General features: G+C 66.2%; 28 protein-coding genes. 24 read left to right on the top strand and 4 right to left on the bottom strand.

What is annotated here, in order from left to right; translation table 11 throughout:
- Window positions 1-42: 42 nt before the first annotated feature.
- The 10 genes from J0J01_RS17855 to J0J01_RS17810 all read left to right on the top strand — a co-directional run bounded on the left by J0J01_RS17855 (window position 43) and on the right by J0J01_RS17810 (window position 11,129).
- Window positions 43-213 (top strand): hypothetical protein, encoded by a 171-nt coding sequence (locus tag J0J01_RS17855; RefSeq protein ID WP_296382975.1) that lies wholly within the window; start codon window positions 43-45, stop codon window positions 211-213.
- On the top strand, window positions 195-431 hold the full coding sequence (locus J0J01_RS17850) for a hypothetical protein (protein ID WP_296382973.1): 237 nt from the start codon (window positions 195-197) through the stop codon (window positions 429-431). The genes J0J01_RS17855 and J0J01_RS17850 overlap by 19 nt, the downstream gene beginning before the upstream one ends.
- Before the next feature lie 307 nt (window positions 432-738).
- The gene (locus J0J01_RS17845) at window positions 739-1,539 is read left to right on the top strand and encodes a hypothetical protein (RefSeq protein ID WP_296382972.1); all 801 of its coding nucleotides are present in this window, start codon (window positions 739-741) and stop codon (window positions 1,537-1,539) included.
- Between the two features lie 137 nt (window positions 1,540-1,676).
- Window positions 1,677-1,937 (top strand): hypothetical protein, encoded by a 261-nt coding sequence (locus J0J01_RS17840; protein WP_296382970.1) that lies wholly within the window; start codon window positions 1,677-1,679, stop codon window positions 1,935-1,937.
- Between the two features lie 1,004 nt (window positions 1,938-2,941).
- Entirely contained in the window at window positions 2,942-3,736 is a 795-nt protein-coding gene (locus J0J01_RS17835) for a hypothetical protein (RefSeq protein WP_296382969.1), read from the top strand.
- 78 nt (window positions 3,737-3,814) lie between these two features.
- Window positions 3,815-4,714: a hypothetical protein gene (locus J0J01_RS17830; RefSeq protein WP_296382967.1), complete on the top strand. Its 900-nt coding sequence runs from the start codon at window positions 3,815-3,817 to the stop codon at window positions 4,712-4,714.
- 409 nt (window positions 4,715-5,123) lie between these two features.
- Window positions 5,124-6,191 (top strand): hypothetical protein, encoded by a 1,068-nt coding sequence (locus tag J0J01_RS17825; protein ID WP_296382965.1) that lies wholly within the window; start codon window positions 5,124-5,126, stop codon window positions 6,189-6,191.
- Between the two features lie 2 nt (window positions 6,192-6,193).
- Window positions 6,194-9,889, top strand: a complete 3,696-nt coding sequence (locus tag J0J01_RS17820) for a hypothetical protein (RefSeq protein WP_296382963.1) — start codon at window positions 6,194-6,196, stop codon at window positions 9,887-9,889.
- Complete coding sequence (locus tag J0J01_RS17815) at window positions 9,883-10,329, top strand: hypothetical protein (RefSeq protein ID WP_296382961.1); 447 nt, start codon at window positions 9,883-9,885, stop codon at window positions 10,327-10,329. Before J0J01_RS17820 ends, J0J01_RS17815 begins: the two co-directional genes overlap by 7 nt.
- Complete coding sequence (locus J0J01_RS17810; protein WP_296382959.1) at window positions 10,323-11,129, top strand: hypothetical protein; 807 nt, start codon at window positions 10,323-10,325, stop codon at window positions 11,127-11,129. Before J0J01_RS17815 ends, J0J01_RS17810 begins: the two co-directional genes overlap by 7 nt.
- Before the next feature lie 76 nt (window positions 11,130-11,205).
- Here the strand turns inward: J0J01_RS17810 and J0J01_RS17805 are convergent, their stop codons facing one another.
- Both J0J01_RS17805 and J0J01_RS17800 read right to left on the bottom strand, forming a co-directional pair.
- The gene (locus J0J01_RS17805) at window positions 11,206-12,489 is read right to left on the bottom strand and encodes a M23 family metallopeptidase (RefSeq protein ID WP_296382957.1); all 1,284 of its coding nucleotides are present in this window, start codon (window positions 12,487-12,489) and stop codon (window positions 11,206-11,208) included.
- A 246-nt stretch (window positions 12,490-12,735) separates the two neighbouring features.
- A complete protein-coding gene (locus tag J0J01_RS17800) occupies window positions 12,736-14,349 on the bottom strand; it encodes a choline dehydrogenase (protein ID WP_296382955.1) in 1,614 nt (537 codons plus the stop codon).
- Between the two features lie 137 nt (window positions 14,350-14,486).
- Between J0J01_RS17800 and J0J01_RS17795 the strand changes: the two genes are divergently transcribed.
- The 12 genes from J0J01_RS17795 (at window position 14,487) to J0J01_RS17740 (ending at window position 21,838) form a co-directional block, all read left to right on the top strand.
- Window positions 14,487-14,720 carry an AbrB/MazE/SpoVT family DNA-binding domain-containing protein gene (locus J0J01_RS17795; protein ID WP_296382953.1) on the top strand — a complete coding sequence of 78 codons (234 nt, stop codon included), beginning with the start codon at window positions 14,487-14,489 and terminating at the stop codon, window positions 14,718-14,720.
- On the top strand, window positions 14,711-15,118 hold the full coding sequence (locus J0J01_RS17790) for a type II toxin-antitoxin system VapC family toxin (RefSeq protein ID WP_296382952.1): 408 nt from the start codon (window positions 14,711-14,713) through the stop codon (window positions 15,116-15,118). The genes J0J01_RS17795 and J0J01_RS17790 overlap by 10 nt, the downstream gene beginning before the upstream one ends.
- Before the next feature lie 83 nt (window positions 15,119-15,201).
- Window positions 15,202-15,468: a hypothetical protein gene (locus J0J01_RS17785; protein WP_296382950.1), complete on the top strand. Its 267-nt coding sequence runs from the start codon at window positions 15,202-15,204 to the stop codon at window positions 15,466-15,468.
- Between the two features lie 52 nt (window positions 15,469-15,520).
- Window positions 15,521-16,495, top strand: coding sequence for an aldo/keto reductase (locus J0J01_RS17780; RefSeq protein WP_296382948.1), 975 nt, complete (start codon window positions 15,521-15,523; stop codon window positions 16,493-16,495).
- A gap of 216 nt (window positions 16,496-16,711) precedes the next feature.
- Complete coding sequence (locus tag J0J01_RS17775) at window positions 16,712-16,948, top strand: hypothetical protein (RefSeq protein ID WP_296382946.1); 237 nt, start codon at window positions 16,712-16,714, stop codon at window positions 16,946-16,948.
- Between the two features lie 116 nt (window positions 16,949-17,064).
- A complete protein-coding gene (locus tag J0J01_RS17770; protein ID WP_296382944.1) occupies window positions 17,065-17,874 on the top strand; it encodes a CmcJ/NvfI family oxidoreductase in 810 nt (269 codons plus the stop codon).
- Between the two features lie 39 nt (window positions 17,875-17,913).
- Window positions 17,914-18,261 carry a cupin domain-containing protein gene (locus tag J0J01_RS17765; RefSeq protein WP_296382942.1) on the top strand — a complete coding sequence of 116 codons (348 nt, stop codon included), beginning with the start codon at window positions 17,914-17,916 and terminating at the stop codon, window positions 18,259-18,261.
- A gap of 61 nt (window positions 18,262-18,322) precedes the next feature.
- Window positions 18,323-18,529 (top strand): molybdopterin-binding protein, encoded by a 207-nt coding sequence (locus J0J01_RS17760; protein ID WP_296382940.1) that lies wholly within the window; start codon window positions 18,323-18,325, stop codon window positions 18,527-18,529.
- A 7-nt stretch (window positions 18,530-18,536) separates the two neighbouring features.
- Window positions 18,537-19,037 (top strand): tRNA (N6-threonylcarbamoyladenosine(37)-N6)-methyltransferase TrmO, encoded by a 501-nt coding sequence (gene tsaA / locus J0J01_RS17755; protein ID WP_296382939.1) that lies wholly within the window; start codon window positions 18,537-18,539, stop codon window positions 19,035-19,037.
- Window positions 19,034-20,065 carry an iron ABC transporter substrate-binding protein gene (locus J0J01_RS17750; protein ID WP_296382937.1) on the top strand — a complete coding sequence of 344 codons (1,032 nt, stop codon included), beginning with the start codon at window positions 19,034-19,036 and terminating at the stop codon, window positions 20,063-20,065. The genes tsaA and J0J01_RS17750 overlap by 4 nt, the downstream gene beginning before the upstream one ends.
- Window positions 20,052-21,062 carry an iron ABC transporter permease gene (locus J0J01_RS17745; protein ID WP_296382935.1) on the top strand — a complete coding sequence of 337 codons (1,011 nt, stop codon included), beginning with the start codon at window positions 20,052-20,054 and terminating at the stop codon, window positions 21,060-21,062. Before J0J01_RS17750 ends, J0J01_RS17745 begins: the two co-directional genes overlap by 14 nt.
- Window positions 21,063-21,064: 2 nt before the next feature.
- Complete coding sequence (locus J0J01_RS17740) at window positions 21,065-21,838, top strand: ABC transporter ATP-binding protein (protein WP_365737401.1); 774 nt, start codon at window positions 21,065-21,067, stop codon at window positions 21,836-21,838.
- A gap of 153 nt (window positions 21,839-21,991) precedes the next feature.
- Here the strand turns inward: J0J01_RS17740 and J0J01_RS17735 are convergent, their stop codons facing one another.
- The gene (locus J0J01_RS17735) at window positions 21,992-23,869 is read right to left on the bottom strand and encodes a KUP/HAK/KT family potassium transporter (protein ID WP_296382933.1); all 1,878 of its coding nucleotides are present in this window, start codon (window positions 23,867-23,869) and stop codon (window positions 21,992-21,994) included.
- A 311-nt stretch (window positions 23,870-24,180) separates the two neighbouring features.
- Here J0J01_RS17735 and ppk2 point away from each other — a divergent pair, with 311 nt between their 5' ends.
- Together ppk2 and J0J01_RS17725 are read left to right on the top strand one after the other, a co-directional pair.
- Window positions 24,181-25,098, top strand: a complete 918-nt coding sequence (gene ppk2 / locus J0J01_RS17730; RefSeq protein ID WP_296382931.1) for a polyphosphate kinase 2 — start codon at window positions 24,181-24,183, stop codon at window positions 25,096-25,098.
- A gap of 38 nt (window positions 25,099-25,136) precedes the next feature.
- On the top strand, window positions 25,137-25,892 hold the full coding sequence (locus J0J01_RS17725) for an acetoacetate decarboxylase (RefSeq protein ID WP_296382929.1): 756 nt from the start codon (window positions 25,137-25,139) through the stop codon (window positions 25,890-25,892).
- Window positions 25,893-25,934: 42 nt separating this feature from the next.
- On the opposite strand, the gene J0J01_RS17720 is transcribed toward J0J01_RS17725, so the two are convergent.
- Window positions 25,935-26,123, bottom strand: coding sequence for a hypothetical protein (locus J0J01_RS17720; protein ID WP_296382928.1), 189 nt, complete (start codon window positions 26,121-26,123; stop codon window positions 25,935-25,937).
- Window positions 26,124-26,189 lie beyond the last annotated feature (66 nt).

The raw sequence follows: 26,189 nt of genomic DNA, 5'->3' as shown, positions 1-26,189 counted from the left end.
GGGGAGGGATGAAAGCGCGTTATCATGCGAAATTCAATTCGCATGCCGCTCTCCTGGACGATTTCCCGTCCCCAACGCCTGGTGATCGCCGTCGCCCGGGGCGACGTCGCGCCGCACGCGTTCGGGGCCTACATCGAGGCGATGCAGCCGGTCGGGCCCTATCGGCGCATGTTCGTGGTCAGCGGCATGTCGAGGTGTTCGACACCGCACTGATGCGCAGCGTCGGCAACGCCGCCCGCGACCGGGCTCGGCGCGAGAGGCTGGGACCGATCGCCATCGTCGCCGACAACGAGGCCGCCCACGCCTCGGCCCTGGTCTATGTCGACGCCGCACGGGGCATCGATCGGCCGATCCGCATCTTCCGCCAGCAGCATGAGGCGCGGCGCTGGCTCGACAGCCTGGCGCCGGCGGAGTCGGTGGCGAAGGCGTGAGCTATGCTTTGCTCTCTCGCTTGCGCACGCTGCCAGCGACCGACCGTCTGGAGGAACGGAAGACTGTAGAGCAGAAGCGCAATGGCCGACAAACGAGACGAAAGGGAATTGGTGGATCTGTATTCGCGTGACACGTTCCTGACTACCCTTCATGAGATTCTAGACATGCGTGCAATCTCGTAGAGTCTGCACGCACACAGTGAAAGTCTAGAGGCGGACAAAACCGGCTCAACCAATGCGCATGGTCCTACGGTTTTCGATATCGATCTTAAGGATCGGCGGGCGGTTCCTGTCAGGAGCAAGGAGCATGCTCCTGATCGTCTTATCGATTACCACCGCGAGCCCCGGCCAAGCCGAACCCCTTCGGCCGTCGATGGCAGATGTGGAGCAGATGCTTCCCAAAGAAGGGCCCGGCTACAAGATGCCCTACTATCACTGGCCGGATGGCGCGCCGATTTCGGTCTCGATGATCACGAGTCGGCAACAAGGTCCGTGCGTCAACTCGGCGTTTGCTGATGTCCGGACTCAAATCGACCCAATCCGGCGCGATGTTCCCGCGCTCAGGAACCTGCAAGACGCACAACTCGTAGACCGGGTTCTGGAAGTTTCTGACCCCCAACTCTTGTTGGTGCTGCCGACAGACGATTCTCGCGTAGTGGTTGCTCTTGAGAATCAACGACGCCCACAAGGAACTGCCCTAGAAATTGATCGCAGCTATGGCCTGGCCGGTTCTGGAGATGCAAAAGATCCACCGGTACGAAACGTCCAGGGGCATGACGGCTTTGTGATCTCGGACGCTCGGATAGTGCATGCCCGCCGCTACACCATCCGGCCGCGCGGGATGAGCGCGTATGCCGATATCTGCCGAAAAACCGATTTTTCATACAATCTTTACAACCCGCTGGGCGGTGAAAGTTTCTCCCCGGGCCGGGCGGCCGACCGGCTGTTGAGGGAAGGGAAGTCGGTTAAGGACCGCTGGCACCGGCATGCAGATCGAATGTTCCTTCTTGCGCTTCATTCGTGCTCCGAGAAACCGGCTGCTCGCGAGTGCCTCGTGAAATCGCTCTACGATTTCCTGAATGATTCCCGCCGGACGCCCGTCGACTGAATTCATAACGGCGCCAAGCAGCTTGGGTGGATTTGCCGAAGGGGGCGATAGATGGCCGACAAGCCGATAAAGACAGGAACTCCCATAGAAGTAGCGGTGCCGGGTGGGGGCAAGTTACCTTCTGCATAGATTATCGGTTGCCCGGCGAGGGCGTAAACAAGGAGATGGCCCCGGATATCATCGCTGCGATGACATCCGCAACGGCGGCGATTTTGAAGGCTGGAGCAGTCGCTGCCGAAGCAAATGGCCAAAGCGGGTGGGCAATCGTTCTCAATAATCTGAAAGGGAAGAACGTCTACATCATTGACGGCGACGCCTTGGCAGCCGCCAGAGGGAGTCCCGGCGAATTCGCGCTGGCGCGACAATTGTTTGCGTTAGTGGGTGTGAGATTTGGATGATGTCGCTCAGGACGATCTTCACTAGCGAGATGACAACGTAGGTCTATCTGATCCGATCATTCATTGCAGTAGCGTTGTGTTCGACTGCCGTCGGTGGCGCCAGCGCGGCGACGCTGGAACGAACGTCGGATGGCCGCATCATCCTCACCGCACTGGGCGAGAGATTGGCGTTTCGCGAACAAGACGCCGCGCGTATCGGGCTGCGATGGCCGTTTATCCATGCAAGCCGATGCCAGAGCGCGGTGTAACGCTCGCGCTGTGGCTTCAGGATCCGGCCGTCGCGAACTGCCTTGATGCTGCTATTCCGACGCAGCGGGTCGCCGACCACACCAAGTCGGTAACCCTTCGTGCTGTGCTCGCCTTCGAAAATGGAGATCCTTATCCGGGTGGCAGGCGGATAACAGAACCGCTGGGAAGTCCGCTGCCGCTCTATCCAGGCGACATTGCGAATGCTGAGCTTCCGAATCCGCCACGGTTAATGGGTGAGGTGTTGATCGGTATCGGGCCAGCCGATCTCGCGACGCAATGTTATCAGCCCCCCGATCGACCGCCGACGACACGCTCTTCTACAACGGCCAGCAGGTCGTATCGCCGCATCCGACTCTCGCGAGCGAATCGCATCAACAGCAGGACGATTATTTCGGCGACGTCAGCGCGCCGCCCACGAGGGTCCATCAGGAGAACACCTACCAGAGCTACGGGTTCACCCAGGCGGGATACGCCACCTTCCTGGATCAGGTCTCGGCTTCGGCCGACGGCTACCCCGACGGATACGACGCCAGCGTCGATCCCGGGTTCCGTATGCTGACCGTGAAGCCGCTCGGTCCGGGACAGACCGTCGGCGGCACGGAAACCTTCTACACATCGGACGCAACGACGGGCCTGAGCATTGCCAACTTCACGCAGGGCGCGTTCGGGATCACCGTTCCGGACAAGCTTTCGTCGATGCGTTCGTTCGTGCCGCGCCTGCAACGGCCATTCAGGAAACCCATGAGAGAGCGAGGGTGCTGGCTCTGCGCCGGGGAGGCCAGGCGCCAGAGTCGCTGCAGGTTCCGGTCGGTTGTGAACGCCAGGCGGGGCACGAGTGGCTTGATCATATGGCGGCCTTCGCGAGCACACTCTTCACGATGGTCCATGGCGCATGGGAAAGGCAGGAGGCCGACGCGAAGCTGGGGCCAATTGCCGAGGACAGCGCGTTCTATGGAAGCGTGAACCCGCCCTGGAACGGTCTCGAGCTGTTCGGCAACCTCAAGTGGCTCGTCCGGAATGGCGCCCTGCTGCGCCGGGATTTGTATACCGAGCGCTCGATGCGGCAGGTGTTGGGGATCGAACCTTTCATCACCAGAAACGCCTATGGTGGCCTTGGATTCGACTTCAGGCGATTGACGAGCTCCGAGCGAATGGCGAAGGCCTCGCGCGGGAGTGACGTGTGCACCTATCAAGCCGCTCTTGTGCCGCGGACGGACCATGCCGAGCTCATCTTCGAGTGCACCTATGTGCGGGGTGACATGCCGACCGCGGATCAGGTCGAGCTGACATTCGGATCCGGTTGGAAAGGTACCGTCCACGGGATCGAAGCCATGCGCTACGACGAACGATCTGATGGGGTGGAGCGCGGCCTGTTCATTCAGCTTTGGCCAGGGGGAAAAGGTGCGATCGTTCTCCCTCGCGGAGTGGCGGCACCCCTGAAGTCCGGACGGCGGCGAACTCCAGAAGACGTTGCTTGGTGCGATCGACTACCTCCGGTGGTGTCTGAAATTCGCGCAACGCAATCATCAATGGCCGGGATGGGCTTCTAGGTATGCGGGCAAGATGATTGTAAATACACGTGACACTCTGCGTTCTTGAGCTGTTCAGTTGGGCGAAGGGAGGGCTTGGTGGTCGGCGCCAACTTTGCATACACTTCCGATGTAAATGCGCGAATGCGGCGCGAGGTGAGCAAGGTGGCAACCCACGATGAAAACGATCCTGCGGGTCGCTCTACTCAATCGCCGCGAATGCCGGACTTGGTCGACTTCGTGGCGTCGCAAGTTGGCATCGACTTGACGACAATTCGCAAGCTGTCCCGCGAAGACGCGTTCACCGGAAGCCTTTCGGCGTGGCGGGTACTTAGAGGCCTCGCCGCCACTTTTGGCTATATTGGCTGGCATTTCATGAAACACCGAAGACTCTCGGATTTCGACCTCAGCGATAATCAGGCCGTTGACTGTGTTCGACTGGGCTTCCATTGCTCGAACCTTCCCGCGAACGACGCTCGACATATCGTCCTGGATTTGCCGCGCTCCAAGTCGATCTTTCCCGAGCTGTATTCCGTCGAGCGTGCGTCCAAAGCACACGACGAAGCCGTGCTCCACGAGCTTGGGACGTTCGCCGTCGCCCATCCCCTGCGCCTCGCGACGGTCTTAGCCGTGCGAATAGCCGATGAGCAGTCCTACATAGATTTCTGGATTGCCCAGGCTCGGGGGCAAATCGAGCACCATCTCGCGAACGAGCGGTTTGTTGCGGGGTTGGATGCGATGAGCAAGGGGTTGCTTACCTTTCACGGCTTGCTGGAGAAGGTGTACGGCGCCGAATACTGCGATCGCGTGCTGGCTCCGAAAGCCTGCGCTCCGTTCGACGCGCTCGACCCGGAACTGACGGCGAGGGTGGTCGTGACCCTCGCAAACCACGTCAATGAAGGGCGATTAGAGATCAAACGCAATCTCGAGAAGAAATATCCCGACATCTACGAATTCTATCAACCCGAACACTTCGGAACGCGTCGGCGTTTGGAGTAGCACAGGGTCGAAAAAAGGACGGGGGCAGGATGACCATGTATTTGTATGGACAATCTCGACCGGCTCAAGGACCCGCTTGCCTCAGTCGATGTGAGATGACGCCGGAGCTGCGCAGGGAGATCGCCGACCTGTCGCGCACGCCGCCGTCGGCAACGGACAGGCTGAAGGAGCAGAAAGTAGCGCGACATATGCGCCAGGGCGAGCGATCGATGCTCGGCGCTACGATTAATACGTGCAGTCCGTCATCAGTAAAGGCTGTCACAGGATTCTAGATATGCGTGCACGTGGTTTGATGATGCACGCAGACCATGCAACGTTCTGAGCGACGATATCATCAGGTGGGAGCGGGGAGCTTGACCTGTGCGTTGAGCGCTTGTGACGCTGCGGAGTCCAAATGAGGACTCCAGAGATGACATTCGTTCGGCTCGTTTCGTTCATCCTTCTCTGCTCGATCGTCCCGCTCGCGGGTAACGCCCAACCGGCAAACGCCGAGAGCGAAGCGACCGTGGCGTTGCTGCGCGCGGCCGACCAGATGTCCTCGAGCGCCCGATACTGGCAACAGGAGCAGACCCGAAGAACGCTCCCGGACTCATCCAGCGGCGACAAGTCCGACAGATCGGCAGCCTCGATGCATTGCGGCGCCGCGCAGCAGGCCATCGATCTCTTCGTCCGTTTCGCGCCGCAAGCCGCCATGGCGCAAAGCTATGAACGCATTCGCGACGTGTATGCCTCCTATGAGGTGCCGCTGCCGGCGTCACTTGCCGCTGCGAAGCCATGCCGAAACGATGGGCAAGGTGCCCTGAGCTCTTCCGACTTGTCTTTCATCGGGACGCTCACGGGAACTCTCGCCGTGCCGTTCCGCCTGACGGCGGAGACGCAGGAGGCGGCGGAGAAGCTCGGTCCGGTCGTCGCCGACCCTGCTCGTTATCGAGCCGTCACCCCGCCCGCGACCGGCGTCGAGCTCCTGCGCAACCTCAAGTGGGTAGTCGACAACGACGTCGTTCTGCGCCCGGACTTCTATGTGCCGGACAGCCTGCGCCGGGTCCTGGGGATCGATGCCTTCGTCATTCGACAGCGCGACGGCGGCCTCGGGCTCGACCACTGGGTGCGACCGACGAAGGAAGAGCAAGAACGGTCGCCGGATGCCGCGGCCAAGTATGCCAAGTGCCAGTACGGAGGGCTGTACACACCACAACCCAACGGTGCGTCGCAGGGTGGATTGACCTTCGACTGTAGCTACGCCCGGTCGGACAGGGCCAGCATCGAGCAGATCGAGAAGACGTTCGGCGCCGATTGGCTGTTCTTGCCGCCTTCGGTGCCGAGCCATGGTTCGGGCCTGCCGGCAGCAACGGCAGCGCACGGCAACGAGCGCCTCCACCGCGAGTCGAAGCGCGGCCGAAAAGCCCAGCGGGTCACGATCCAGCTCTGGCCAGACGCGACCCTGCGCAGCTTCACGTTGGACGAAACGGAGCAATAGGCATGGTTGACCTGACGCCGACGACCACCCAGTTCCTTGCCACGACGTTTCCCGGGAACCAGACCGCGATCGATCAGCTCACGAGCGTCGCCAGCCAATCGCCCTTCTTCGCAACGATGCTCAATACCTTTGCCGCTAATGTCGCAGCGGCGAAGGCGCAGAACCCCAACGCCGATGCTGGGCTCATCTTCGGTCAGTCGGCGGGAGGCGGAGCCACCTTCAGCCCGGCGAAGATCATGCTGCCGTCGGCACCCGTCGGACCGGACCCGACCTTCGATTTCGCCATACGCCTCGCGCACGAACTCGGGCATGCGCTGTTGCCGCACGGCAATGACAACAGCTCCGCAACGCCCAATCCCGACGCCGCCGTGACCATCGGCACGAACGACGAGGGCGTCGCCTTGACTGCAGAGTTCATCGTCACCGTGCAACTCGGCGTCAACGCAAGCGGCCTGCCGACACATCCCATGCACTCTGACCAGAACGGGCTGGTCACGCCAGGCTCCCTGACCCGGCAGCTCGCCGACATCGCGAGGAGCCAGAATGTCAATATCTCGGCCATCACGAGCCTGACCGATTCGAGCGTGTTGACCGCCACCAGCTCGGCCGCCCAGCAAGCGGCTCAGGGCTGGAACCAGAGCACCGAGACGGTCAACCGTACCCTGCTTTATCGCGACTACTACTATAACGGCTGGATCGTCAGCAAATGCCAGAACACTCAGCTCGGCTCAGCCGTCAACAACCTGACGATCGATTGGAATTCCGTCACCGGCCGGTTCAACTACTCGACGGGCCTGTCTGGTTCGTGCACGTACAGCTTGCCGCCCGGTGTCAAGCTGCTGAACGGCAAGACGGTCGGGATGTCGGGCACCGGCGACGCCCAAGGCAAGCCGACCAGCGTGACCGCGACGATCTCCGATCCGAACGGGACGCTGCTGCAGCGGGACACCTATACGCTCAATCTTGACGGAACCTCTTCGGAGAAGCTCGAGGCTTTCGATCCGGCCGGCGGCGGCAATCCGCGCAACGCTGTCTCGGTCAACACGGACACGGTCGGAAACGTCACCGGCGCCGTGGTCGGTGCGGGTGCTGTGATCGCGTTGAGCGGCGCGTCGGCGAGTTTCTCCGGCGGCTCCAGTGGAACGCTCTCGGGCAACAACAACACCGTGGACGTGGCCGACGGTGCAACCGCGACGATCGACGGCACGGGCAACACGGCGAACGCCACCGGCGGCGACGCCAGGATCATCGACGTCGGCTCGGGCAATACGAGCAACATCTTCGAGATTCGCGGCGTAATTGTCGACGAGGGTTCCGACAACACGAACAACATTAAGGGCAAGGACGGAACGGTCAACGAGAAGGGCTCGGGCAACACCAACAACATTGAGGGTGAAGGTGGAACGGTCAACGAGCAAGGCTCGGGCAATACCAACAACATCCAGGGCGAAGGTGGCACGGTTAACGAACAGGGTTCGGGCAACACCAACAACGTGACCGGCAATGGCGGGACCGTGAACGAGAGCGGCACGGGCAACACCAACAACATCGAGGGCCAGGGCGGAACGGTCACCGACCAGGGCTCGGGCAACACCACCAACGTCACCGGCGACGGCGCGACCGTGAACCAGCAGGGGTCAGGCAACACGACGAACATCGACGGCAACGGCGGAACGGTCAAGGAGCAGGGCAACAGCGACGCCATCAACGTTCGCGGCAACGACACCACCATCGAGGGGCCGGCGATCATCAGCCTACCGCCGGGCGCCAGGGTCGAGAGCCCGAGCGAAACCCCCGAGGGACTCCAGCCGGAAAAGATCATTGGTCCCGATGGCGAGGAAATCTATGTCCTGCCGACGATCGTGATCGAGGGCAAGCGCGCGAGCCTCGAGACCGATGGTGCGGCGGTGACGCTCGGCGATGGCGCCAGCGCCACCGCAAGCGGGACGAACAACCTGATCGTCGTGGGAGATTCGGCGACCCTGGCCCTCGATGGCGCGAGCGACGGCAATGCGGTGAGCATCCGCGGGGCTGACGCTTTCCTGTCCGATCTCGGCGTCGGCAACGTGTCGGGCATCTTTGGCGACAGGGCGACGGTCACGGCCGGGGATGTTTCGGCGATCGTCAACAGTTGGGGTGCGAACGAAACGATCACCCTGGCCGGCGGCACCGCCAACATCGACGACGGAAGCGCGGCGGTCTCGACCCAGGGCGGCACAGTGACGGTCGGCGAAGGCGCCGTGGCGCAGATCACCGGCGGCGACAACTTCATTACCGGAAGCGGCGGCAGCAACATCACGATCGACGGCGGCGAGAACAGCTTCGTGATGATCAACGGCAATGGCGCGACGCTGACCGACAGCAACGCCGACGATTTCGTGATCGCCAACGGCAATAACGAGACGATCTCGCTGTCCGGCAGTTTCTCCTCGCTGACCGTCAACGGCAACGACGCCATCGTGACGATGGGCGGGTCGATCAACAACATCACTATCAACGGCAGCGGGCTGACCCTGCTCGACACCGGCGACGGCGACCGGGTGACCCTGAACGGCAGCGGCAACTCGGTCCGCATGACCGGTACCGACAGCAGCGTCGGCGGCGCCGGCAGCGGCAACGACATCACGATCGACGCGACCGGCGTGGACGTCGACCAGTTCGGCTCGACCATTACCGTGACCGACGGCTCGGTCGGCATTGTGGGCGGCATTGGCAACGACGTCATCGTCAACAGCCTCGGCCACCTCACCGTGCAGGACCTGTTCAATTCGGTATCGATGATTGGCGACAATTCGTCGGTCATCGACGAGGGTTTCCACAACTTCATCAGCGCCTTCGGCACGGGCAACAGCATCACCAGCTTCAGCGATTTCGGCACGATCAGCTTCGGCGAGGATGGCTTCGGCAATAGCGGTTATCTGTGGGGGGACGGCGCCTCGTTCTTCGACGATGGGCTCGGCAACTCGGGGTACCTCGAGGGCGACAATCAGAGCGCGACCGTCAGCGGAGCAGGCGGCACCCTGGTGAGCGATGGCGACTTCAACACCGTTGCCCTGTTCGACGTCGAGGATCCGGTGTTCATCAACGGCAACCACTCGACGGTGGCCAACGGCGGCGTGGACAACGTGGTCTATCTCGCCGGCTCGGACAACTCGACCGACGTCACCGGCACCCACGACACCACCATCGTGACCGGCGACCGGGCGAGCGTGATCGACGAGGGCGTCGGCAACACCACGCGGCTCGATGGCACCAACAGCACGGCCGACCTGCACGGCAGCGATGGCAGCGCCGGCGTAAGCGGCAGCGGCAATACGGTCACGGTCGGCGGCACGGACAATTCGATCGATCTCGACGGATCGTCGACCGGCAACACGACAGTGCTGACCGGTGAGGGCTCGTGGGTTCGCGATGTCGGCACCGATGACACGACGACGCTCGCCGGCGACCACGAGGTCGGCGAGTTCTACGGCAGCAACGGCACGATCGTCAGCACGGGCCGTGGCAACTACCTGATCCTGACCGGCACGCAATCGGTGACGGTGACCGGCGAGGACACCGGCATCAACAACATGGGCGACAATATCGCCGTCACGCTGAGCGCCGCCGGTGACACCATGAACATGAACGGGTCGGGCGACACGACGACGGTGACGGGCGATCAGCCATCACCGTCGCCGGCAGCAATCAGATGGTGACGGTCACCGGCGAGAACACCCTGGTATTCAACGCCGGGACCGGCCTCGACATCAGTCTGGACGCCGCCGGCGATGCGATGGAGCTGACCGCCCAGTCGAGCGGCAACACGACCACACTCACCGGCGCCGGCCTGTCGGTGCGCGACTCCGGTACCGGCAACCTCACGTGGATGACCGGCGACCATCAGATCGGCGAGTTCTACGGCAGCGGTGGCACGATCGTCAGCACGGGCCGTGGCAACTACCTGATCCTGACCGGGACGCAATCGGTGACGGTGACCGGCCAGGACACCGGCATCAACAACATGGGCGACACCATCGCCATCACGCTCTCGGCGGCCGGCGACACCATGAACATGAACGGGTCGGGCGACACCACGACGGTGACGGGCGACCACATCACGGTGCCATCACCGTCGCCGGCAGCAATCAGATGGTGACGGTCACCGGCGAGAACACCCTGGTATTCAACGCCGGGACCGGCCTCGACATCAGTCTGGACGCCGCCGGCGATGCGATGGAGCTGACCGCCCAGTCGAGCGGCAACACGACCACGCTCACCGGCGCCGGCCTGTCGGTGCGCGACTCCGGTACCGGCAACCTCACGTGGATGACCGGCGACCATCAGATCGGCCAGTTCTCCGGCAGCGGTGCCATCGTCTCGAGCACCGGCGACCGCAACTACCTGATCCTGTACGGCAGCCAGACCGTGACGGTGACCGGCGCCGACACCGGCATCAACAATCTCGGCGACGGCTCGGCCGTGACCTTGGCCGGCGCCGGCGACTATCTCGGCATCAGCGGCGCCGGCAACACCACGACCATCGCGGCCGACGGAGTCTCGGTGACCGACAATGGCGGCACCAATCATTTCGCGATCGCCAATGGGGCGGGCAACGACGTCCTGCACATCCAGTCGGGCGATCGCACGGACGTGGCGAGCTTCGGCTCGGGGATTGCCTACGACCAGCTCTGGTTGGCGCAGTCCGGCCACGACCTGGTGATGTCGGTGGTCGGCCGGCCGCAGACCCTGACGCTCGCCGACTGGTTCGACGGCGGCGCCAACCATCTGGGCGAGGTCGAGACGGCGGACGGCTACGGGATCGGCGATGCCGGGGTCGAGCAGCTCGTGCAGGCGATGGCCGCCTTTTCAGCGCCGGGTGCCGGCCAGGCCACCCTGCCGCCGGACCTCGCCCAGTCGCTGGCGCCGGCACTGGCGGCCAACTGGCATCACGCGTGACGGCTAGAGCGACTGGGCGTTGCTGGTTTCAGCGGGCACATTCCGTTCGGCTGATTCCAGCCGAACGGAATGTGCTCTAGAGTCGGTTTTCGCGCTCGCGCTCGGCGAGCGAGGCCGCGACCTGCTTCCTGAAGGCCGTGAGGTCGGCGCCGCCGAGCTGCGGGCAGCGCATCGCCGGCGCCGTCGCCGGGTTGATCGGGCGGCCGTTGCTCTGGATCTCGAAATGCAGATGCGCGCCGGTCGAGCGGCCGGTGCTGCCGACGAAGCCGATCAGCTCGCCGCGCGTCACCGGCTGGCCCGCCGCGAGGCCCGGTGCGAAGCGCGACAGGTGGCCGTAGATCGTGGCCAGCCGGTCGGCATGCGCGAGACGGATGAAGTTGCCGTAGCCGCCGTTGGGGCCGAGGCTGGCGACCACGCCGTCGCCCGCGGCATAGACCGGCGTGCCGAGGTTGGCGAGCAGGTCGAGGCCCTCGTGCATGAAGAGCTGGCGTACCGCGGGCTCGGCCGGCGCCTCGACCTTCGGCTCGGGCGCGGGCCTGGGCGTGGTTGCGGCTTCTTCCTCGCGGTTGTGCTCCTCGGCCTCGAGCGCGCGCTGGCGGCGCGCGGCCATGATGCGGTCGATGTCGGCGTTGCGGCCGCCGGCGTCGCGCGCGCTGCCGAGCGAGCCGCCGTCGAAGCCGGCGAAGGCGCGGTTGGCGGCGCGAACCTCCTGCGGCGAGGCTTCCATTTCCGGCGGCTTCGGCGGCGACGCCGGCTCCGTCACCGTGACCACCGCCGGCATGGTGCCGCTCGACGGATGGTCGAGCGGATCGGCCCGCAGGCCGAAGCCCGAGGTGACCGTCATCGTGCCCAGCGGCTGGCTCATGAACGGCGGCGCCGCGCCGTGGCCGCCGGCCAGCCAGAACTGCTCGCTGCCGCCTTTCGGCCGGAAGCGATGGATCGCGATCGTGCCCCTGGCCTTGGTCGCGAGCTCGAGCCACAGCACGCGGCCGACGCCGATGCGGTCGCCCGCCAGCGTGAAGCTCTGCTCGTGCCGCACATAAAAGCGGTCGCCGGTCCTGACGTCGTGCTCGATGTCGAGCTGCGCGGCGAGCGCCTGCAATGCCTCGAGCTGGCTCGAGGCGGGCACGCCCGCGATCTCGAGCGAATCGGCGAGCGAGCCGGTGACGAAGCCGCTGGCCTGGAGCTGGCGCTTGAAGGGCAGCAGGGCCTGGTCGCGCGCACCCTCGTCGGCGGGCCCGAGCAGCCGTTCCTCGGCCGCGGCCATGTCGATCCCATCCGAAACCGCGGCGCGGCCGGTCGAGACGAGTCCGAACACCAGAAAGGCGGCCGTCCCCACAGCCGCGATGCCCCTGCCCATGGGGGTAGGTCTACACGACCCCAGGCGGCGAGTCTGTGAAGATGCAGGCCCCGCGTGTTCCTGGCGCGGTCACGGATAGTTGACGCCCGGATTTCGGTAACTGGGCCGTCTAGAGCATATTCCGTTCGGCTGGAATCAGCCGAACGGAATATGCCTGCTGCAACAACAACCCCCGTGCGCGCATTTCCGGGCAGATGGAACCGCGAGGGGTTCCATCTGCCCGGAAATCGCTCTAGCGCACGCCGCTCACGCGGCCGCGGACCGCACCATGTCGGCGCACTTCTCGCCGATCATGATCGAGGGCGCGTTGGTGTTGCCGGCCACGATCGACGGCATGATCGAGGCGTCGGCCACGCGCAGCCCGTCGATGCCATGGACCCGCAGTTGCGGGTCGACGACGGCGTCGACCTCGCGGCCCATGCGGCAGGTGCCGACCGGGTGCAGGTTGGAGACGCCACGGGCGCGGATGTCGGCCTTGAGATCGGCGTCCTCGACGACCTGCGGCCCCGGCAGGATTTCCTCGACGATGAAAGGCTTTAGCGCCGGCTGCCTGGCGATCTCGCGGCAGATCCGCATGCCCTGGATCAGGGCGTGGTAGTCGTTGGCGCTCTTCAGGAAGTTGAAGCGGATCTCCGGCGGCGCCAGCGGATCGGGCGACTTCAGCCGCACCGTGCCGCGGCCGTCGGGCCGCAGATGCACGGGGCTGAGGCCGAAGGCGGAGAAGGGCTGCGGCACCACGCCGTGCCGGCTCCGCTCGCGGATCGCCCAGGCGAACATGTTGATCTGCAGGTCCGGCCGCTCGAGCCGCCGGTCGCTGCGCACCATGGCGCCGACATAGAGGCCCATGCTGGCAAGCGGCCCGGTGCGGCCGAAGGCGTATTGCGCCGCCGCCAGGATGCGCCGCGGCAGGCTGTTGACCAGGTCGTTCATGGTGACGGGCTGGGCGCACTTGTACGCGACATAGGTATTGAAATGGTCGTGCAGGTGGCTGCCGACGCCCGGCATGTCGCGGACCACGGCGATGCCGTGCTGCTTGAGATGCTCGGCCGGCCCCAGCCCCGACAGCATGAGGAGCTGCGGCGAGCCGTAGACTCCGCCCGACACGATGACCTCGCGGCTGGCGCGCGCCTGCACCGGCCCGTCGGGCGTGCGGTACTCGACGCCGACGCAACGGCCGTTCTCTATCAGCAGACGCGTGGCGTGCGCCGAGGTGGCGATGGTCAAATTCTTGCGATTCTTCGCGGGGCCGAGATAGGCGCGGGCGCTCGACCAGCGGCGCGAGCGGCTGATGGTGGTCTGGTAGTAGCCGACGCCTTCCTGGTTGGCGCCGTTGAAGTCGGGATTGGCCGGGATGCCGGCTTCGACCGCGGCGTCGTGCATCGCCTTGGCGAGCGTCGGCTGCCAGGCATGGTCGGACACCTTGAGCGGGCCGCCGCTGCCGTGGAAGGGGTCGGGCCCGCGCCCGTTGTCCTCGGCGCGCTTGAAGTAGGGCAGGACCGAATCGTAGTCCCAGCCTTCGCAGCCGCGCTGGCGCCATTCGTCGTAGTCGGCTGAATTGCCGCGCATGTAGACCATGCCGTTGATCGAGCTGGTGCCGCCCAGCACCTTGCCGCGCGGCTGGTACATGATGCGGTCGTTCAATTCGGGCTCGGGCTCCGAATCGAACATCCAGTTCACGCGCGGATTGTTGAAGGTCTTGTGGTAGCCGAGCGGGATGTGGATCCACGGATAGCTGTCGCGCGGCCCCGCCTCGAGCAGCAGCACGCGATACTTGCCGTCCTCGCTCAGCCGGCCGGCGACGGCGCAGCCCGCCGAGCCCGCGCCGGTGACGATGAAGTCGTAGGTGTGTTCGCCTTGCATCCCGCGAGGGTAGGGGCTTTGCTGGAAGCAGGAAAGGGAATCGGCCGATGAGCAGGCGGAAAACCCGTTCCGCGCCGCGATTGAGCGAAGCGCCGGAACGATATATACCAGATGGTATAGACCAAAAGGACAAGCCGATGCAGACGGCCAGGCTCTTCAGGAACGGCCGCAGCCAGGCGGTGCGCCTGCCGAAGGAATTCCGCTTCGAAGGCGACGAAGTTTATGTGAAGCGCGTTGCCGGCGGGGTGATGCTGCTGGCGAAGGACGATCCGTGGGCTTCGGTCGAGGAGGCCTATTCGCTCGCAGATCCCAAACATCCGATACGCCGGCACACGGCCGCGCCGCAGAAGCGCGTCTTCAAATGGCCCTGACGCATCTGCTCGATACGGACATCTGCATCGAGGCGCTGCGACGACGTTCCGAACCGCTTTTGCGGCACCTGCGCCGGCACGTGCCGGGCGAGGTCGGTGTTTCGGCGATCAGCGAGGCTGAATTGGCGTTCGGGGCGCTGAAATCGGCTGCGCCAGAGCGCAACGCGGCCGCGGCGGCCGCTTTCCTTCGACCGTTCGTCGTCCTCGAGTTCGAGCGCGGCTTCGTGCCGGTCTATGCCACCCTTCGCTTGGACCTCGAGCGGGCCGGGACGCGCATCGGCGCTTTGGATCTGATGATTGCGGCGCAGGCGGTGGCACTCGGCCTGATGGTCGTCACCAACAATCTTCGCGAGTTCCGTCGCGTGCCGGGCTTACGGGTCGAGAACTGGCTGGTCTAAGTGGCCAACTGGCCTCACGCTTGAGGTAGCAGGGCTTCATTTCGACCGGACGGGCGAGCGGGCAGGCGCCTATACTCGCGGCGATGGCCAGCCCGACGCAAAGTCCTGCTCAGTTCCTGACAGCCCTGCTTTCGGCGGTGCGCGAGCTGACGGGGCGGCGGCCGCCGCCGACCTGGACGCATGTCGACAAGGTGCAAGGCAAGCTCGCGACCGCCAACCGCGACGCGATCGACGCGGCGATCCGCGTCGCCGTTGCGCGCGGCTGGCTGCGCGCCGACGGCGACCCGCCGGAATCGATCACGCTGACGGTCGACGGTGTGAAGCTGCTGGAGCCGGCAAAACCGAAGTGACACGAAGAAGCCGAAGCTTGCGGGCCGGGAACCGGCTGGCCTAGAACAGGCCATGAGATACAAGCTTCTCGGCCGCACCGGCGTTCAGGTTTCGCAACTGTGCTTCGGCACCATGTCGTTCGGCGGCGATGCCGACGAGGCGACGTCGGGCGCGATGTACAAGGCGTGCCGCGACGCCGGCATCAACTTCTTCGACACCGCCAACGAGTACAACAAGGGCGTCTCGGAGGAGATCCTCGGCCGGCTGATCCAGGGCCATCGCAACGACCTCGTCCTCACCACCAAGGTCAACGCCCAGATCCGGCCCGACCTCAACGCGCGCGGCACCTCGCGCCGTCACGTCATCGAGGCGATCGAGGGCTGCCTGCGCCGCTTGCAGACCGACCGGATCGACGTGCTGTTCCTGCACCGCTACGACGCCCTGGTGCCGATCGAGGAATCGATGCGCGGCCTGGAGGACCTGGTGCGCGCCGGCAAGGTGATCTATCCCGCGGTCAGCAACTGGTCGGCGTGGCAGACCCAGCGCGCGGTCGACCTCCAGGAGAGGAACAACTGGGCGCGCCTGCAGGTGACGCAGCCGATGTACAACCTGGTGAAGCGCCAGGCCGAGGTCGAGATCCTGCCGATGGCCGAGCACAACGGCATCGGCGTCATCCCCTACAGCCCGGCCGCGGCGGGGCTGCTGTCGGGCAAGTATTCGAGCAACGCCACCGGCCGGCTGCGCACCAACAAGATGTACGAGGCGCGCTACGGCGATCGGTGGATGTTCGAGGTGGCGGAGAAGTATGTCGGCTTCTGCAAGGCCAGGGGCCTCCATCCGGTGACGACGGCGATCGCCTGGGTCGGCGCGCATCCGGCGATCACCGCGCCGATCGTCGGCGCGCGCAATCTCGACCAGCTCAAGGACTCGCTCGGGTCGATCGACGTGAAGATGACGCCCGAGTTGCGCGCCGAGATCGCCGACCTCTCGCGCACGCCGCCGCCGGCGACCGACCGGCTGGAGGAGCAGAAGGTCGTCGCGCGATAAATTCGCTCCGCCGCGTCGGCAAAGCGAAAGGCTCTTTCCGACGTCGACGCATCTTTGGTTTTTTGAATTATTTACGCCGCGCATCGACCGGGCGATGCTGACGGCATGATGAGCCAGCAAGTCCTCATGACTTCGATGTGTCGCTGTCGCCGCTGACCGCCGCGACGCGCGCCTGACGGCGCCATCCTCTTTTTTCTGCCGAACCCGGAGGACTTCATGTCCCGCTTTCCCGCCATGACGGTCGACGCACGCGCCGTCCATGTTTGCCGCACGATTCGCGGCGTCCGCCGCGGCGACGAGGCTTTCGTCGCGCTCGACCGCCTGGTCGGCCGGCCGGGCCTGGAGCGTCGCACCGAAGTCGACGCCGCCGCGGCCTACGCGGCGGCAAAGGGATGGCTGGCGTTCGGCGATGCGGCGGCAGATTTCGCGCTGCTGCTGGAGCGTGCGCCGTGACCGCAGCTCAAGTTTTCTCGTGCGAAGCGCCACGAATTGTCGTGCGCCCCGACGGTTGGAAAGGCACGGGCCGATCCAACATCGATTCCCAAGCCGACTCTTGAGAGGAGAGCGTCATGTCCCTTGTCGCTGAAGTCGTTTCCAAGCCGCTGACCGCCACGTTGCACTACCTGAAGCGCGGAGCCGAGAAGCCCGTGCGCTACGTCTTCGATCCCCCGGCCGGCGTGCCGCAATGGAACGGCATCGACGATCCGCGCCGGATCGCGATCGAGGATGCACGCGGCCGCGAGGACGCGTTCTCGCTCGACCGCAACGGCTTCCAGCTCGTCCACGCGGCCAGCAAGGTCCGCGACTTCTACACGCCCGAGGAGGTCGAGCGCGTCTATTACCCCGAGGTCGAGTCGCTGCTGCGCGACACGCTGGGCGCCCGCAAGGTCCAGATCTTCGACCACACGGTGCGCAACGTCGCCCGCGCCGGCGCGCGCGAGCCGTCGCGCCGCGTCCACAACGACCACACGGTCAACTCGGCGCCGCGGCGCGTGCGCGACCATCTCGGCGCCGACGCGGACGAGCTGCTGAAGGGCCGCTTCGGCATCGTCAATGTGTGGCGGCCGATTCGTGGGCCGGTGCAGGATTCGCCGCTGGCGCTGTGCGACGCGCGGACCTTCACCGACGCCGACCTGATCGCCTCGGACCTGGTCTATCCGCACGTGCGCGGCGAGACCTCGTCGGTCGAGTACAAGCCCGGCCATCGCTGGTACTACTTCTCCGACATGCAGCCCGACGAGGCGCTGCTGATCCGCGTCCACGACAGCGCCGACGACGGCCGCGCCCGGCTGTCGTTCCACACCTCGTTCGACAACCCGCTGGCGCCCGACGCGCCGCCGCGCGAGAGCATCGAGGTGCGGGCGCTGGTGTTCTACTAGCGGTCCGGTCATGATCGCAGGACCTGCACGGGAGGAACCATGCAAGTCCTGCGGACCAGCGAGATCGAGCAGAAAGAACGCGGCGGCGGCCTGTTCAAGGGACGGGTCACCGTCCAGCCGGTGCTCGATTCGGACAGCAGCGATCTGCGCACCAACATCATCAACTTCGACAAGGGTGCGGTGAACGTCTTCCATGTCCATGACTTCGACCAGGTGCTCTACGTCACCAAGGGCGAGGGGATCATCGCGACGGAGAAGGAAGAGATCCATATCCGGCCGGGCGACTTCGTCGTCATCCCGGCCGGCGAGAAGCACTGGCACGGCGCCACGCCCGAGTCCGACTTCGCCCACATTGCCATCTCGATCCGCGGCAAGACGACCTTCTAGCCGTTTGCGCGAGGGGACGAAAAACCGTTATCTTTGTCCAGGAATAACGGTCGAGGTCGCCATGAAGATCAGCGCGCGCAACCGGCTCAAGGGCAGGATCGTCGAGGTCAAGAAGGGCGCCACCACCGCGCATGTACGGCTGGACGTGAACGGCACCGTCGTCACGGCCTCGATCACCAACGAGGCGGTCGACGAGCTGAAGCTCAAGGTCGGCGACACCGCCTATGCCGTGGTCAAGGCCTCGGACGTGATGATCGGCCTCGACTGAGGCCGTCATGGTTCGCCTCAACGAGGTCCGCCCCGGCGAGCTGGTGATCGACCTGCCGGCGCGCACCGACGCCGAGCTCTACTTCATCGGCCGCATCCACACGCCGTGGACCGACCGGCTGGCCTGTCCGCGCCAGGGCCGGCCGGACGGGCCGACCTGCCGCATCGAGCTGTTCGCACCCTGGGACAGGGGCCTCGACAGCATTGCCGAGTTCGAGCGACTCGAGGTGCTGTACTGGCTGCACGAATCGCGCCGCGACCTGGTGATGCAAGCACCCAAGAGCGACGGCAACGGCCGTGGTGTGTTCTCGCTGCGCACGCCGGCGCGGCCCAACCCGATCGGCACCTCGATCGTGCAACTCGTCGAGGTCGAGGGCTCGAGCCTGCTGGTGCGCGGCCTCGACTGCCTCGACGGCACGCCGCTGATCGACGTCAAGCCCGACCGCACGCTGTTCAAGCCGCTCGCTCCGGCGCAGGCCGGCGACTTCCAGGTCGGCGACAAGTCATGAGACGCCGGCACGCGCTGGCATTGCTCGGCAGCGGCCTGCTGGCGCGGCCGGCACTGGCGCAGAGCCGCACGGTCGTCGATTCGGCCAAGCGCGCGGTCACGCTGCCGGCCAAGGTCGAGCGCGTGTTCGTCGCCGGGCCGCCGGCCTCGGTGCTGGCCTATGTGCTGGCGCGCGACGCCATGGTCGGCTGGATCCGCCAGCCGTCGCCGGCCGAGAAGGAGTTCCTCGCCGCACCGGCGCGCGACCTGCCGGAGACCGGCCGCCTGACCGGACGCGGCGACACGGTGAGCCTGGAGCGCCTGGTCGCCGCCAAGCCCGACCTGGTGCTCGACTTCGGCTCGACCACGCAGACCTACGTCTCGCTGGCCGACCGCGTGCAGAGCCAGACCGGCATTCCCTATGTGCTGATCGACGGCCGCTTCGCCGCGACGGCCGAGTCGCTGAAGCTCGCCGCCGATGTGCTCGGGCGCCAGCCGCGCGGCGCGACGCTCGCGGCCTATGCGGACAAAACCTTGGCGCTGGTCGACGGGGTGCTCACCAAGGTACCGCCCGACAAGCGGCCGCGCGTCTATCTCGCGCGCGGGCCCGGGGGGCTGGAGACCGGCGCGCGCGGCTCGATCAACACCGAGATCATCGAGCGCGTTGGTGCGACCAACCTCGTCGAGGGCGTGGGCGGCCGCGGTAACATCGCGACCGCGTCGATGGAGCAGCTCATCGCCTGGCAGCCCGAGATCGTGATCACGATGGACCGCGCCTTCTTCGACGGCGTGAAGACCAAGCCCGGCTGGGACCAGGTGCGCGCGGTGAAGGAGGGCAGGGTGTTCCTCGCGCCCAGCCTGCCATGGGGCTGGATCGACGCGCCGCCGTCGCTCAACCGGCTGATCGGCCTGCGCTGGCTGCTGCAGACCTTTTATCCGGCCGAGGCCAGGCTCGACCTGCGCGCCGACACGCGCGACTTCTACGGTCTGTTCTACGGCGTGACGCCGAGCGACGCCCAACTCGATCGATTGCTCGGTGGCTCGCACTGACACCCCGCGGGTGGCGCTGGTCCTCGGGACGCTGCTGCTGATCCTGCTGGGCGCCGTGCTGCTCGCTGCGATGCTCGGGCCTTATCCTGCCAGGCCGGGCGAGGTCGTATCGGCGATCCTGCGCTGGGGCCAACCGGTCGCGCCGGTCGACACCGTGCTGTTCCAGATCCGCCTGCCGCGCATCGCCGCCGCGCTGGCGGTCGGCGCGGCGCTCGCCGGGGCGGGGGCAAGCTACCAGACGCTGTTCCGCAATCCGCTGGTCTCGCCCGACATCCTCGGCGTCTCGGCCGGCGCGGGCTTCGGCGCCGTGCTCGGCATCCTGCTGTCGCTGCCGGTGATCGGAATTCAACTGTTGGGCTTCTCGACCGGTCTCGCGACAGTGCTGCTCGTCTACGGCCTCGCCCGCGCGCTGCGCAGCCAGAACGAGATCCTCGTGCTGGTGCTGGCCGGAATCGTGGTCGGCGCGCTGGCCGGCGCCGGCATCTCGCTGGTGAAGGTGCTGGCCGATCCCTACAACCAGCTCCCGGCGATCACCTTCTGGCTGCTCGGCAGCCTGTCGGGCATCAAGGTCGGCGACGTGCAGATCGTCGTGCCGCTGGTGATCGTGGGCCTCGTGCCGCTGGTGGCGCTGCGCTGGCGGATCGGCGTGATGTCGCTCGGCGACGACGAGGCCCGCGCGCTCGGCGTCAATGTGCGGCTGGTGCGCGGCGTGGTGATCGGCGCAGCGACGCTGATCACCGCGACCGCAGTCTCGGTGTCCGGCGTCATCGGCTGGATCGGCCTCGTCATCCCGCACATGGCGCGGCTGCTGGTCGGGCCGCGTTACGACCGCGTGCTGCCGGCCTCGCTGCTGGCCGGGGCGGCGTTCCTGGTGCTGATCGATACCGTCGCCCGCACGGCCGCCCGTATCGAAATCCCGTTGGGCCTGCTGACGGCGCTCCTCGGGGCGCCGGTTTTCGTCTGGCTGCTGGCCCGCGGCCGGCGGATGTGGAGCTGACGGTGCTCGAAGCGCGCGCGCTCTCGATCGGCTACGGGCCGCGCCTCGTCGCCTCGGGCATCGACCTCGCGCTGGCGCGCGGCGAGGTGCTGTGCCTGCTCGGCCCCAACGGCGCCGGCAAGACGACACTGTTCAAGACCTTGCTCGGCCTGATCCCAGCCAAGGCTGGCGAGGTCCGGCTCGGCGGCCGCGAGATCGAGGCCCTGACGCGCACCGAGATGGCGCGAACCATCGCCTACGTCCCGCAGGCGCAGGTGATGGAGTTTGCCTACAGCGTCCTCGACCTCGTGCTGATGGGCCGCACCGCCCATCTCGGCCCGTTCGCCGGGCCGCGTGCGGTCGACCGTGAGCGGGCGCGGGCGGCGCTGGCCGATCTCGGCATCCTCGATCTCGCCGATGCCGACGCCAACCGCATCTCGGGCGGGCAGCGCCAGCTCGCCCTGGTGGCGCGGGCGCTTGCCCAGGATGCGCCGCTGCTGGTGATGGACGAGCCGACCGCCAGCCTCGATCTCGGCAACCGCCTGCTGGTGCTCGACCGCGTGCGCGCCCTGCGCGAGCAGGGCTTCGGCATCGTCTTCTCGACCCACGATCCCGACCAGGCGCACGAGCTCGCGACCCGCGTGGCGGTGATCGCCGATGGCCGGCTGGTCGTCTACGGCCCGCCGGATGACGTCCTGACCGGCGAACGGCTGTCGGCGGTTTACGGAGTCGCCGTCGCCATCGAGCGCACGCCCAGCGGGCGCGCGGTGATCGTGCCCTCCCGCCGCCGGATGTGAGCTTTCAACAGGTTGTCCGTCCGGCCGTCCGCGGGCGTCCGGCCGGGGGGTAGCGCCGGATTCCGGATTCTCGCCAAAAATCCTTATGGAATCGGCATCGGATGTGTCCGCCGGTCGGCCGGATTCCGGGCGGGATGCCGCCGGAGGGCCGGCTCAGATCTCGACCTGGCTGCCGAGCTCGACCACGCGGTCCGGCGGCAGGCGGTAGTACTCCATCGCCGAGCCGGCCAGCCGCACCATGATGGCGAACAGCGTCTCCTGCCACAGCGGCATCTTGGAATGCGCCGCCGGGATCAGGATTTGGCGGCCCAGCACATAGCCGATGCGCAGGGTTTCCTCCTGCCATTCGATCGGCAGGTAGCCCAGCGCCTTCGGCACATTGGGCTCGTCGCGGAAGCCGAAGGTCAGGATGGCGCGCGCGGTGCCCGGCGCCAGCTCCTCGAAGTGCAGCCGATGGATGTGCTTGACGTGCGGGATCAGAGCCGTGCGGATGGTCAGCAGCAGCACCTTGTCGTGCAGCACGTGGTAGTGCTTGAGGCTGTGCAGCAGCGCCACCGGCACGCCGCCGGGATCGCGCGTGAAGTAGATCGCCATCCCGGGCACGCGCTGGATGCTCGGGCAGGTGCGCAGGAAATCGGCGACCGGGAGCTTCTCCGCCGCCACGTGCGCGGCCAGCAGCTCGCGGCCGCGCGACCAGGTCATGAAGATCAGCATCAGTGCCGCGGCGATCGCCAGCGGCAGCCAGGCGCCGTCGGGGATCTTGGTCGCCGAAGCCGAGAACAGCGCGAGGTCGAAGGCGAACAGGACGGCGAACAGCCCGTACATCCAGACCCGGCGCAGGCGCCAGATGCGGAAGATGACGAAGGCCATGATGACGCTGGTCAGCACCATGGTGGCGGTCACCGCGAAGCCGTAGGCCGCGGCCAACGCCGACGACGAGCGGAAGCCCAGCACCAGGCCGAGCACGGCGGCGCAGAGCAGGGCGTTGATCGCCGGCACGAAGACCTGGCCGCGCTCGGCGGAGGAGGTGTGGACGATCTTCAGGCGCGGCAGGTAGCCGAGCTGGATGGCCTGCTGGGTGACCGAGAAGGCGCCGGTGATCGCCGACTGGCTGGCGATCACCGTGGCCACCGTCGCCAGCGCCAGCATGGGCCATAGCGTCCAGCGCGGCCCGAGCAGGAAGAATAGCTGGTCCACCGCACCTGGCTGTTGCAGCAGCAGCGCGGCCTGGCCGGCGTAGCAGAGCAGCAGCGCCGGCAGCACGACGAAGACCCACGCATTGGAAATCGGCTTGCGGCCGAAGTGGCCCATGTCGGCGAACAGCGCCTCGGCGCCGGTGATCGTGAGCACCACGGTGCTCATGGTGAGGAACGCCAGCATCGGCTCGACCGCGACGAAGGCGACGGCATGGGCGGGGCTGGCGGCCAGCAGCACCTCCGGCCGCTCGGCCAGGTTCACCGCGCCCAGCAGGCCGATCACCGCGAACCAGCCGAGCATGATCGGGCCGAAATAGCGGCCGACGGCGCTGGTGCCGAAATGCTGGATCGCGAACATCGCCAGCACGATCACCAGGGTGATCGGGACCACGGCGACGGCGAGGCCTTCGTCGACCAGCGCGAGGCCCTCGACGGCGGACAGGATCGAGATCGCCGGCGTGATCACGGCATCGCCGTACAGCAGCGCCGTCGCCAGCAACGCCGCCATCGACAGGAAAGGCAGCAGACGGGCGCGCGGCGTCACCCGGCGGATCAGCGCCAGCAGCGCGAACGAGCCGCCTTCGCCGCGGTTGTCGGCGCGCATGGTGATCAGCACGTACTTGACGGTCACCACCAGGATGAGCGCCCAGAAGATCAGCGACAGCACGCCCATCACGTGCAGCCGGTCGATCGGCAGGCGATGGGGGCCGATGAAGCTCTCGCGGAAGGCATAGAGCGGGCTGGTGCCGATGTCGCCGAACACCACGCCCAGGGCGCCGAGCGCCAGCCGCAGACGCGGCGGCGGCGTCGACGCCGGCAGCACCGTAACCGTCATGCCGGGCTCACCGTCGGGATGTCGATCATGACTGCTCCGCGAGGACCAGGACCGCAGGAGATAGCCTGCGCGTTACGGCAGGGTGATGGGGGCCGGCTTGCCTGTCCATCGTCACGAACCTTTCACGGCTTGATGGGCCAATGGGCTTCTTGGCGGGAACGATCGATGGGCGACGTGGCTGGCAACATCGGGGGTAACATCGGGCGCATCCTGAAGCACCGGGTGTGGATCGCCATGCCGCCGGAGGGCCAGGGTCGCGGTCCACGATGGGCATCGCGAGGACGGACTTTGAACCGACGGAGCCAACGCCGATGAGCGACACCAGGGATACGCCGGACATGCGGGCGCGCATCCACGACGAGATCCTCGACAGCCTCGACGAGGAGCGCGAGCTCGAGCTGGACGACGATCGCCTGGCCCTGCTGATCGAGGAGCACGACCGGGCGCCGGCCGCGGGCGTCGGGCGCAATCACTACTTCAAGGAGCTGCTGCGTCTGCAGCGCGAGCTGGTCCGGCTGCAGCACTGGGTGGTGCACAAGGGGCTCAAGGTGGTCGTGCTGTTCGAGGGCCGCGACGCGGCCGGCAAGGGCGGCGTGATCAAGCGCATCACGCAGCGCCTCAATCCGCGCATCTGCCGCACGGTCGCGCTGTCGGCGCCGACCGAGCGCGAGCGCACCCAGTGGTACTTCCAGCGCTACGTCTCGCACCTGCCGGCGGCCGGCGAGATGGTGCTGTTCGACCGCAGTTGGTACAACCGCGCCGGCGTCGAGCGGGTCATGGGCTTCTGCACGCCGGAGCAGACCGAGGAGTTCTTCCGCGACGTGCCGGAGTTCGAGCGCATGCTGGCGCGCTCGGGCATCATCCTGCTGAAGTACTGGTTCTCGATCACCGACGACGAGCAGAACCTGCGGTTCATGATGCGCATCCGCGATCCGCTGAAGCAGTGGAAGCTCTCGCCGATGGACCTCGAATCCCGCCGCCGCTGGGAAGATTACACCAAGGCCAAGGAGGAGATGCTGCACCGGACGCACATCCCCGAGGCGCGCTGGTGGGTGGTCGAGGGCGTCGACAAGAAGGCGGCGCGCCTCAACTGCATCCACCACCTGCTGCAGCAGATCCCGTACGACGACGTGCCGCATTCGGCGGTCATCCTGCCGGCGCGCCAGCGCAAGCCCGACTATCATCGCGAGCCGGTTCCGGCCGAGATGCACGTCCCTTCGGTATACTGATTGCACGCCCGCAGGCGCCCTTCCCGGAGATCCGAACGATGAAGCTCGACGACGTGCGCGCCAAGGCCTTCGCCATGCCGCTCAACAACCCGGCTTTCCCGCCGGGGCCGTACCGGTTCTACAATCGCGAATTCATCATCATCAAATACCGCACCGACCCGGCGCTGCTGCACAAGCTGGTGCCCGAGCCGCTGGTGCCGGCCGGCGACACGGTCAACTACGAGTGCATCCGGATGCCCGATTCGACCGGCTTCGGCGACTACACCGAGACCGGCCAGGTCATCCCGGTGCACTTCGAGGACAAGGACGGCACCGTGCAGGAAGGCGGCTACGTGCACGCCATGTACCTCGACGACGAGGGGCCGATCGCCGGCGGCCGCGAGATCTGGGGCTTCCCTAAGAAGCTCGCCAAGCCGGTGATCGGCCACGAAAGCGAGACGCTGGTCTGCACCCTGCATTTCGGCAGCGTGCTCTGCGTCAACGCCACCATGGGCTACAAGCACCGCGTGCTCGACCACGAGCCGATCCGCCAGTCGCTGGCGAAGCCCAACTTCATGATCAAGATCATCCCGCACGTCGATTGTACGCCGCGCATCTGCGAGCTCGTGCGCTACTACTGCAAGGACGTCACCGTGAAGGGTGCATGGTCCGGGCCGGCAGCGCTGCAGCTGTTCGACCACGCCCTGTGCGACGTCGCGCGCCTGCCGGTGCGCGAGGTCCTGTCGGCCACGCATTTCGTCACCGACCTCACGCTCGGTCTCGGCGAGGTCGTGTACGACTACCTAGCCAAGTAGTTACAGCGACGGCCGCCGCCACGCGGCGGAACGAAAGCGCTGTCAGGCATCCGGAACGACCGGGCGCGTGCTGCCGCAGTAGTCGCAGGCGAGGCTGGCGACGCCGCGCAGCCGCTTGCAGCCCGGACAGAAGCCGATGGTGTAACGGTTGATGTCGCGCGCGACACGGACGGTCGCGCTTTCGGGCGCAGCGAACAGCCGTTGCACAAAGGTTCGCCAGAACGGCGTCATCGCCCGATCGTAGCGGCCGAAACCGCACCTCGCCAGTGCAGGCGCTCTGTGTGAACCCTGTGATCG

The organism is Reyranella sp. (assembly GCF_017305915.1).
In the GTDB taxonomy this organism is placed as follows: Bacteria; Pseudomonadota; Alphaproteobacteria; order Reyranellales; family Reyranellaceae; genus Reyranella.
This window is presented reverse-complemented; position numbering and strand designations above follow the sequence as displayed.

Excerpts from the sequence above, each read along its gene's own strand:
- J0J01_RS17775 (WP_296382946.1), top strand. The coding sequence starts at position 16,712 with ATGTCCCGCTTTCCCGCCATGACGGTCGACGCACGCGCCGTCCATGTT.
- J0J01_RS17770 (WP_296382944.1), top strand. The coding sequence starts at position 17,065 with ATGTCCCTTGTCGCTGAAGTCGTTTCCAAGCCGCTGACCGCCACGTTG.
- J0J01_RS17815 (WP_296382961.1), top strand. The coding sequence starts at position 9,883 with ATGGTGACGGTCACCGGCGAGAACACCCTGGTATTCAACGCCGGGACC.
- J0J01_RS17795 (WP_296382953.1), top strand. The coding sequence starts at position 14,487 with ATGCAGACGGCCAGGCTCTTCAGGAACGGCCGCAGCCAGGCGGTGCGC.
- J0J01_RS17845 (WP_296382972.1), top strand. The coding sequence starts at position 739 with ATGCTCCTGATCGTCTTATCGATTACCACCGCGAGCCCCGGCCAAGCC.
- J0J01_RS17825 (WP_296382965.1), top strand. The coding sequence starts at position 5,124 with ATGACATTCGTTCGGCTCGTTTCGTTCATCCTTCTCTGCTCGATCGTC.
- tsaA (WP_296382939.1), top strand. The coding sequence starts at position 18,537 with ATGGTTCGCCTCAACGAGGTCCGCCCCGGCGAGCTGGTGATCGACCTG.
- J0J01_RS17760 (WP_296382940.1), top strand. The coding sequence starts at position 18,323 with ATGAAGATCAGCGCGCGCAACCGGCTCAAGGGCAGGATCGTCGAGGTC.
- J0J01_RS17765 (WP_296382942.1), top strand. The coding sequence starts at position 17,914 with ATGCAAGTCCTGCGGACCAGCGAGATCGAGCAGAAAGAACGCGGCGGC.
- J0J01_RS17785 (WP_296382950.1), top strand. The coding sequence starts at position 15,202 with ATGGCCAGCCCGACGCAAAGTCCTGCTCAGTTCCTGACAGCCCTGCTT.
- J0J01_RS17750 (WP_296382937.1), top strand. The coding sequence starts at position 19,034 with ATGAGACGCCGGCACGCGCTGGCATTGCTCGGCAGCGGCCTGCTGGCG.
- J0J01_RS17800 (WP_296382955.1), bottom strand. The coding sequence starts at position 14,349 with ATGCAAGGCGAACACACCTACGACTTCATCGTCACCGGCGCGGGCTCG.
- J0J01_RS17780 (WP_296382948.1), top strand. The coding sequence starts at position 15,521 with ATGAGATACAAGCTTCTCGGCCGCACCGGCGTTCAGGTTTCGCAACTG.
- J0J01_RS17810 (WP_296382959.1), top strand. The coding sequence starts at position 10,323 with ATGGTGACGGTCACCGGCGAGAACACCCTGGTATTCAACGCCGGGACC.
- J0J01_RS17790 (WP_296382952.1), top strand. The coding sequence starts at position 14,711 with ATGGCCCTGACGCATCTGCTCGATACGGACATCTGCATCGAGGCGCTG.
- J0J01_RS17805 (WP_296382957.1), bottom strand. The coding sequence starts at position 12,489 with ATGGGCAGGGGCATCGCGGCTGTGGGGACGGCCGCCTTTCTGGTGTTC.
- J0J01_RS17720 (WP_296382928.1), bottom strand. The coding sequence starts at position 26,123 with ATGACGCCGTTCTGGCGAACCTTTGTGCAACGGCTGTTCGCTGCGCCC.
- J0J01_RS17725 (WP_296382929.1), top strand. The coding sequence starts at position 25,137 with ATGAAGCTCGACGACGTGCGCGCCAAGGCCTTCGCCATGCCGCTCAAC.
- J0J01_RS17820 (WP_296382963.1), top strand. The coding sequence starts at position 6,194 with ATGGTTGACCTGACGCCGACGACCACCCAGTTCCTTGCCACGACGTTT.
- J0J01_RS17735 (WP_296382933.1), bottom strand. The coding sequence starts at position 23,869 with ATGACGGTTACGGTGCTGCCGGCGTCGACGCCGCCGCCGCGTCTGCGG.
- J0J01_RS17855 (WP_296382975.1), top strand. The coding sequence starts at position 43 with ATGCCGCTCTCCTGGACGATTTCCCGTCCCCAACGCCTGGTGATCGCC.
- ppk2 (WP_296382931.1), top strand. The coding sequence starts at position 24,181 with ATGAGCGACACCAGGGATACGCCGGACATGCGGGCGCGCATCCACGAC.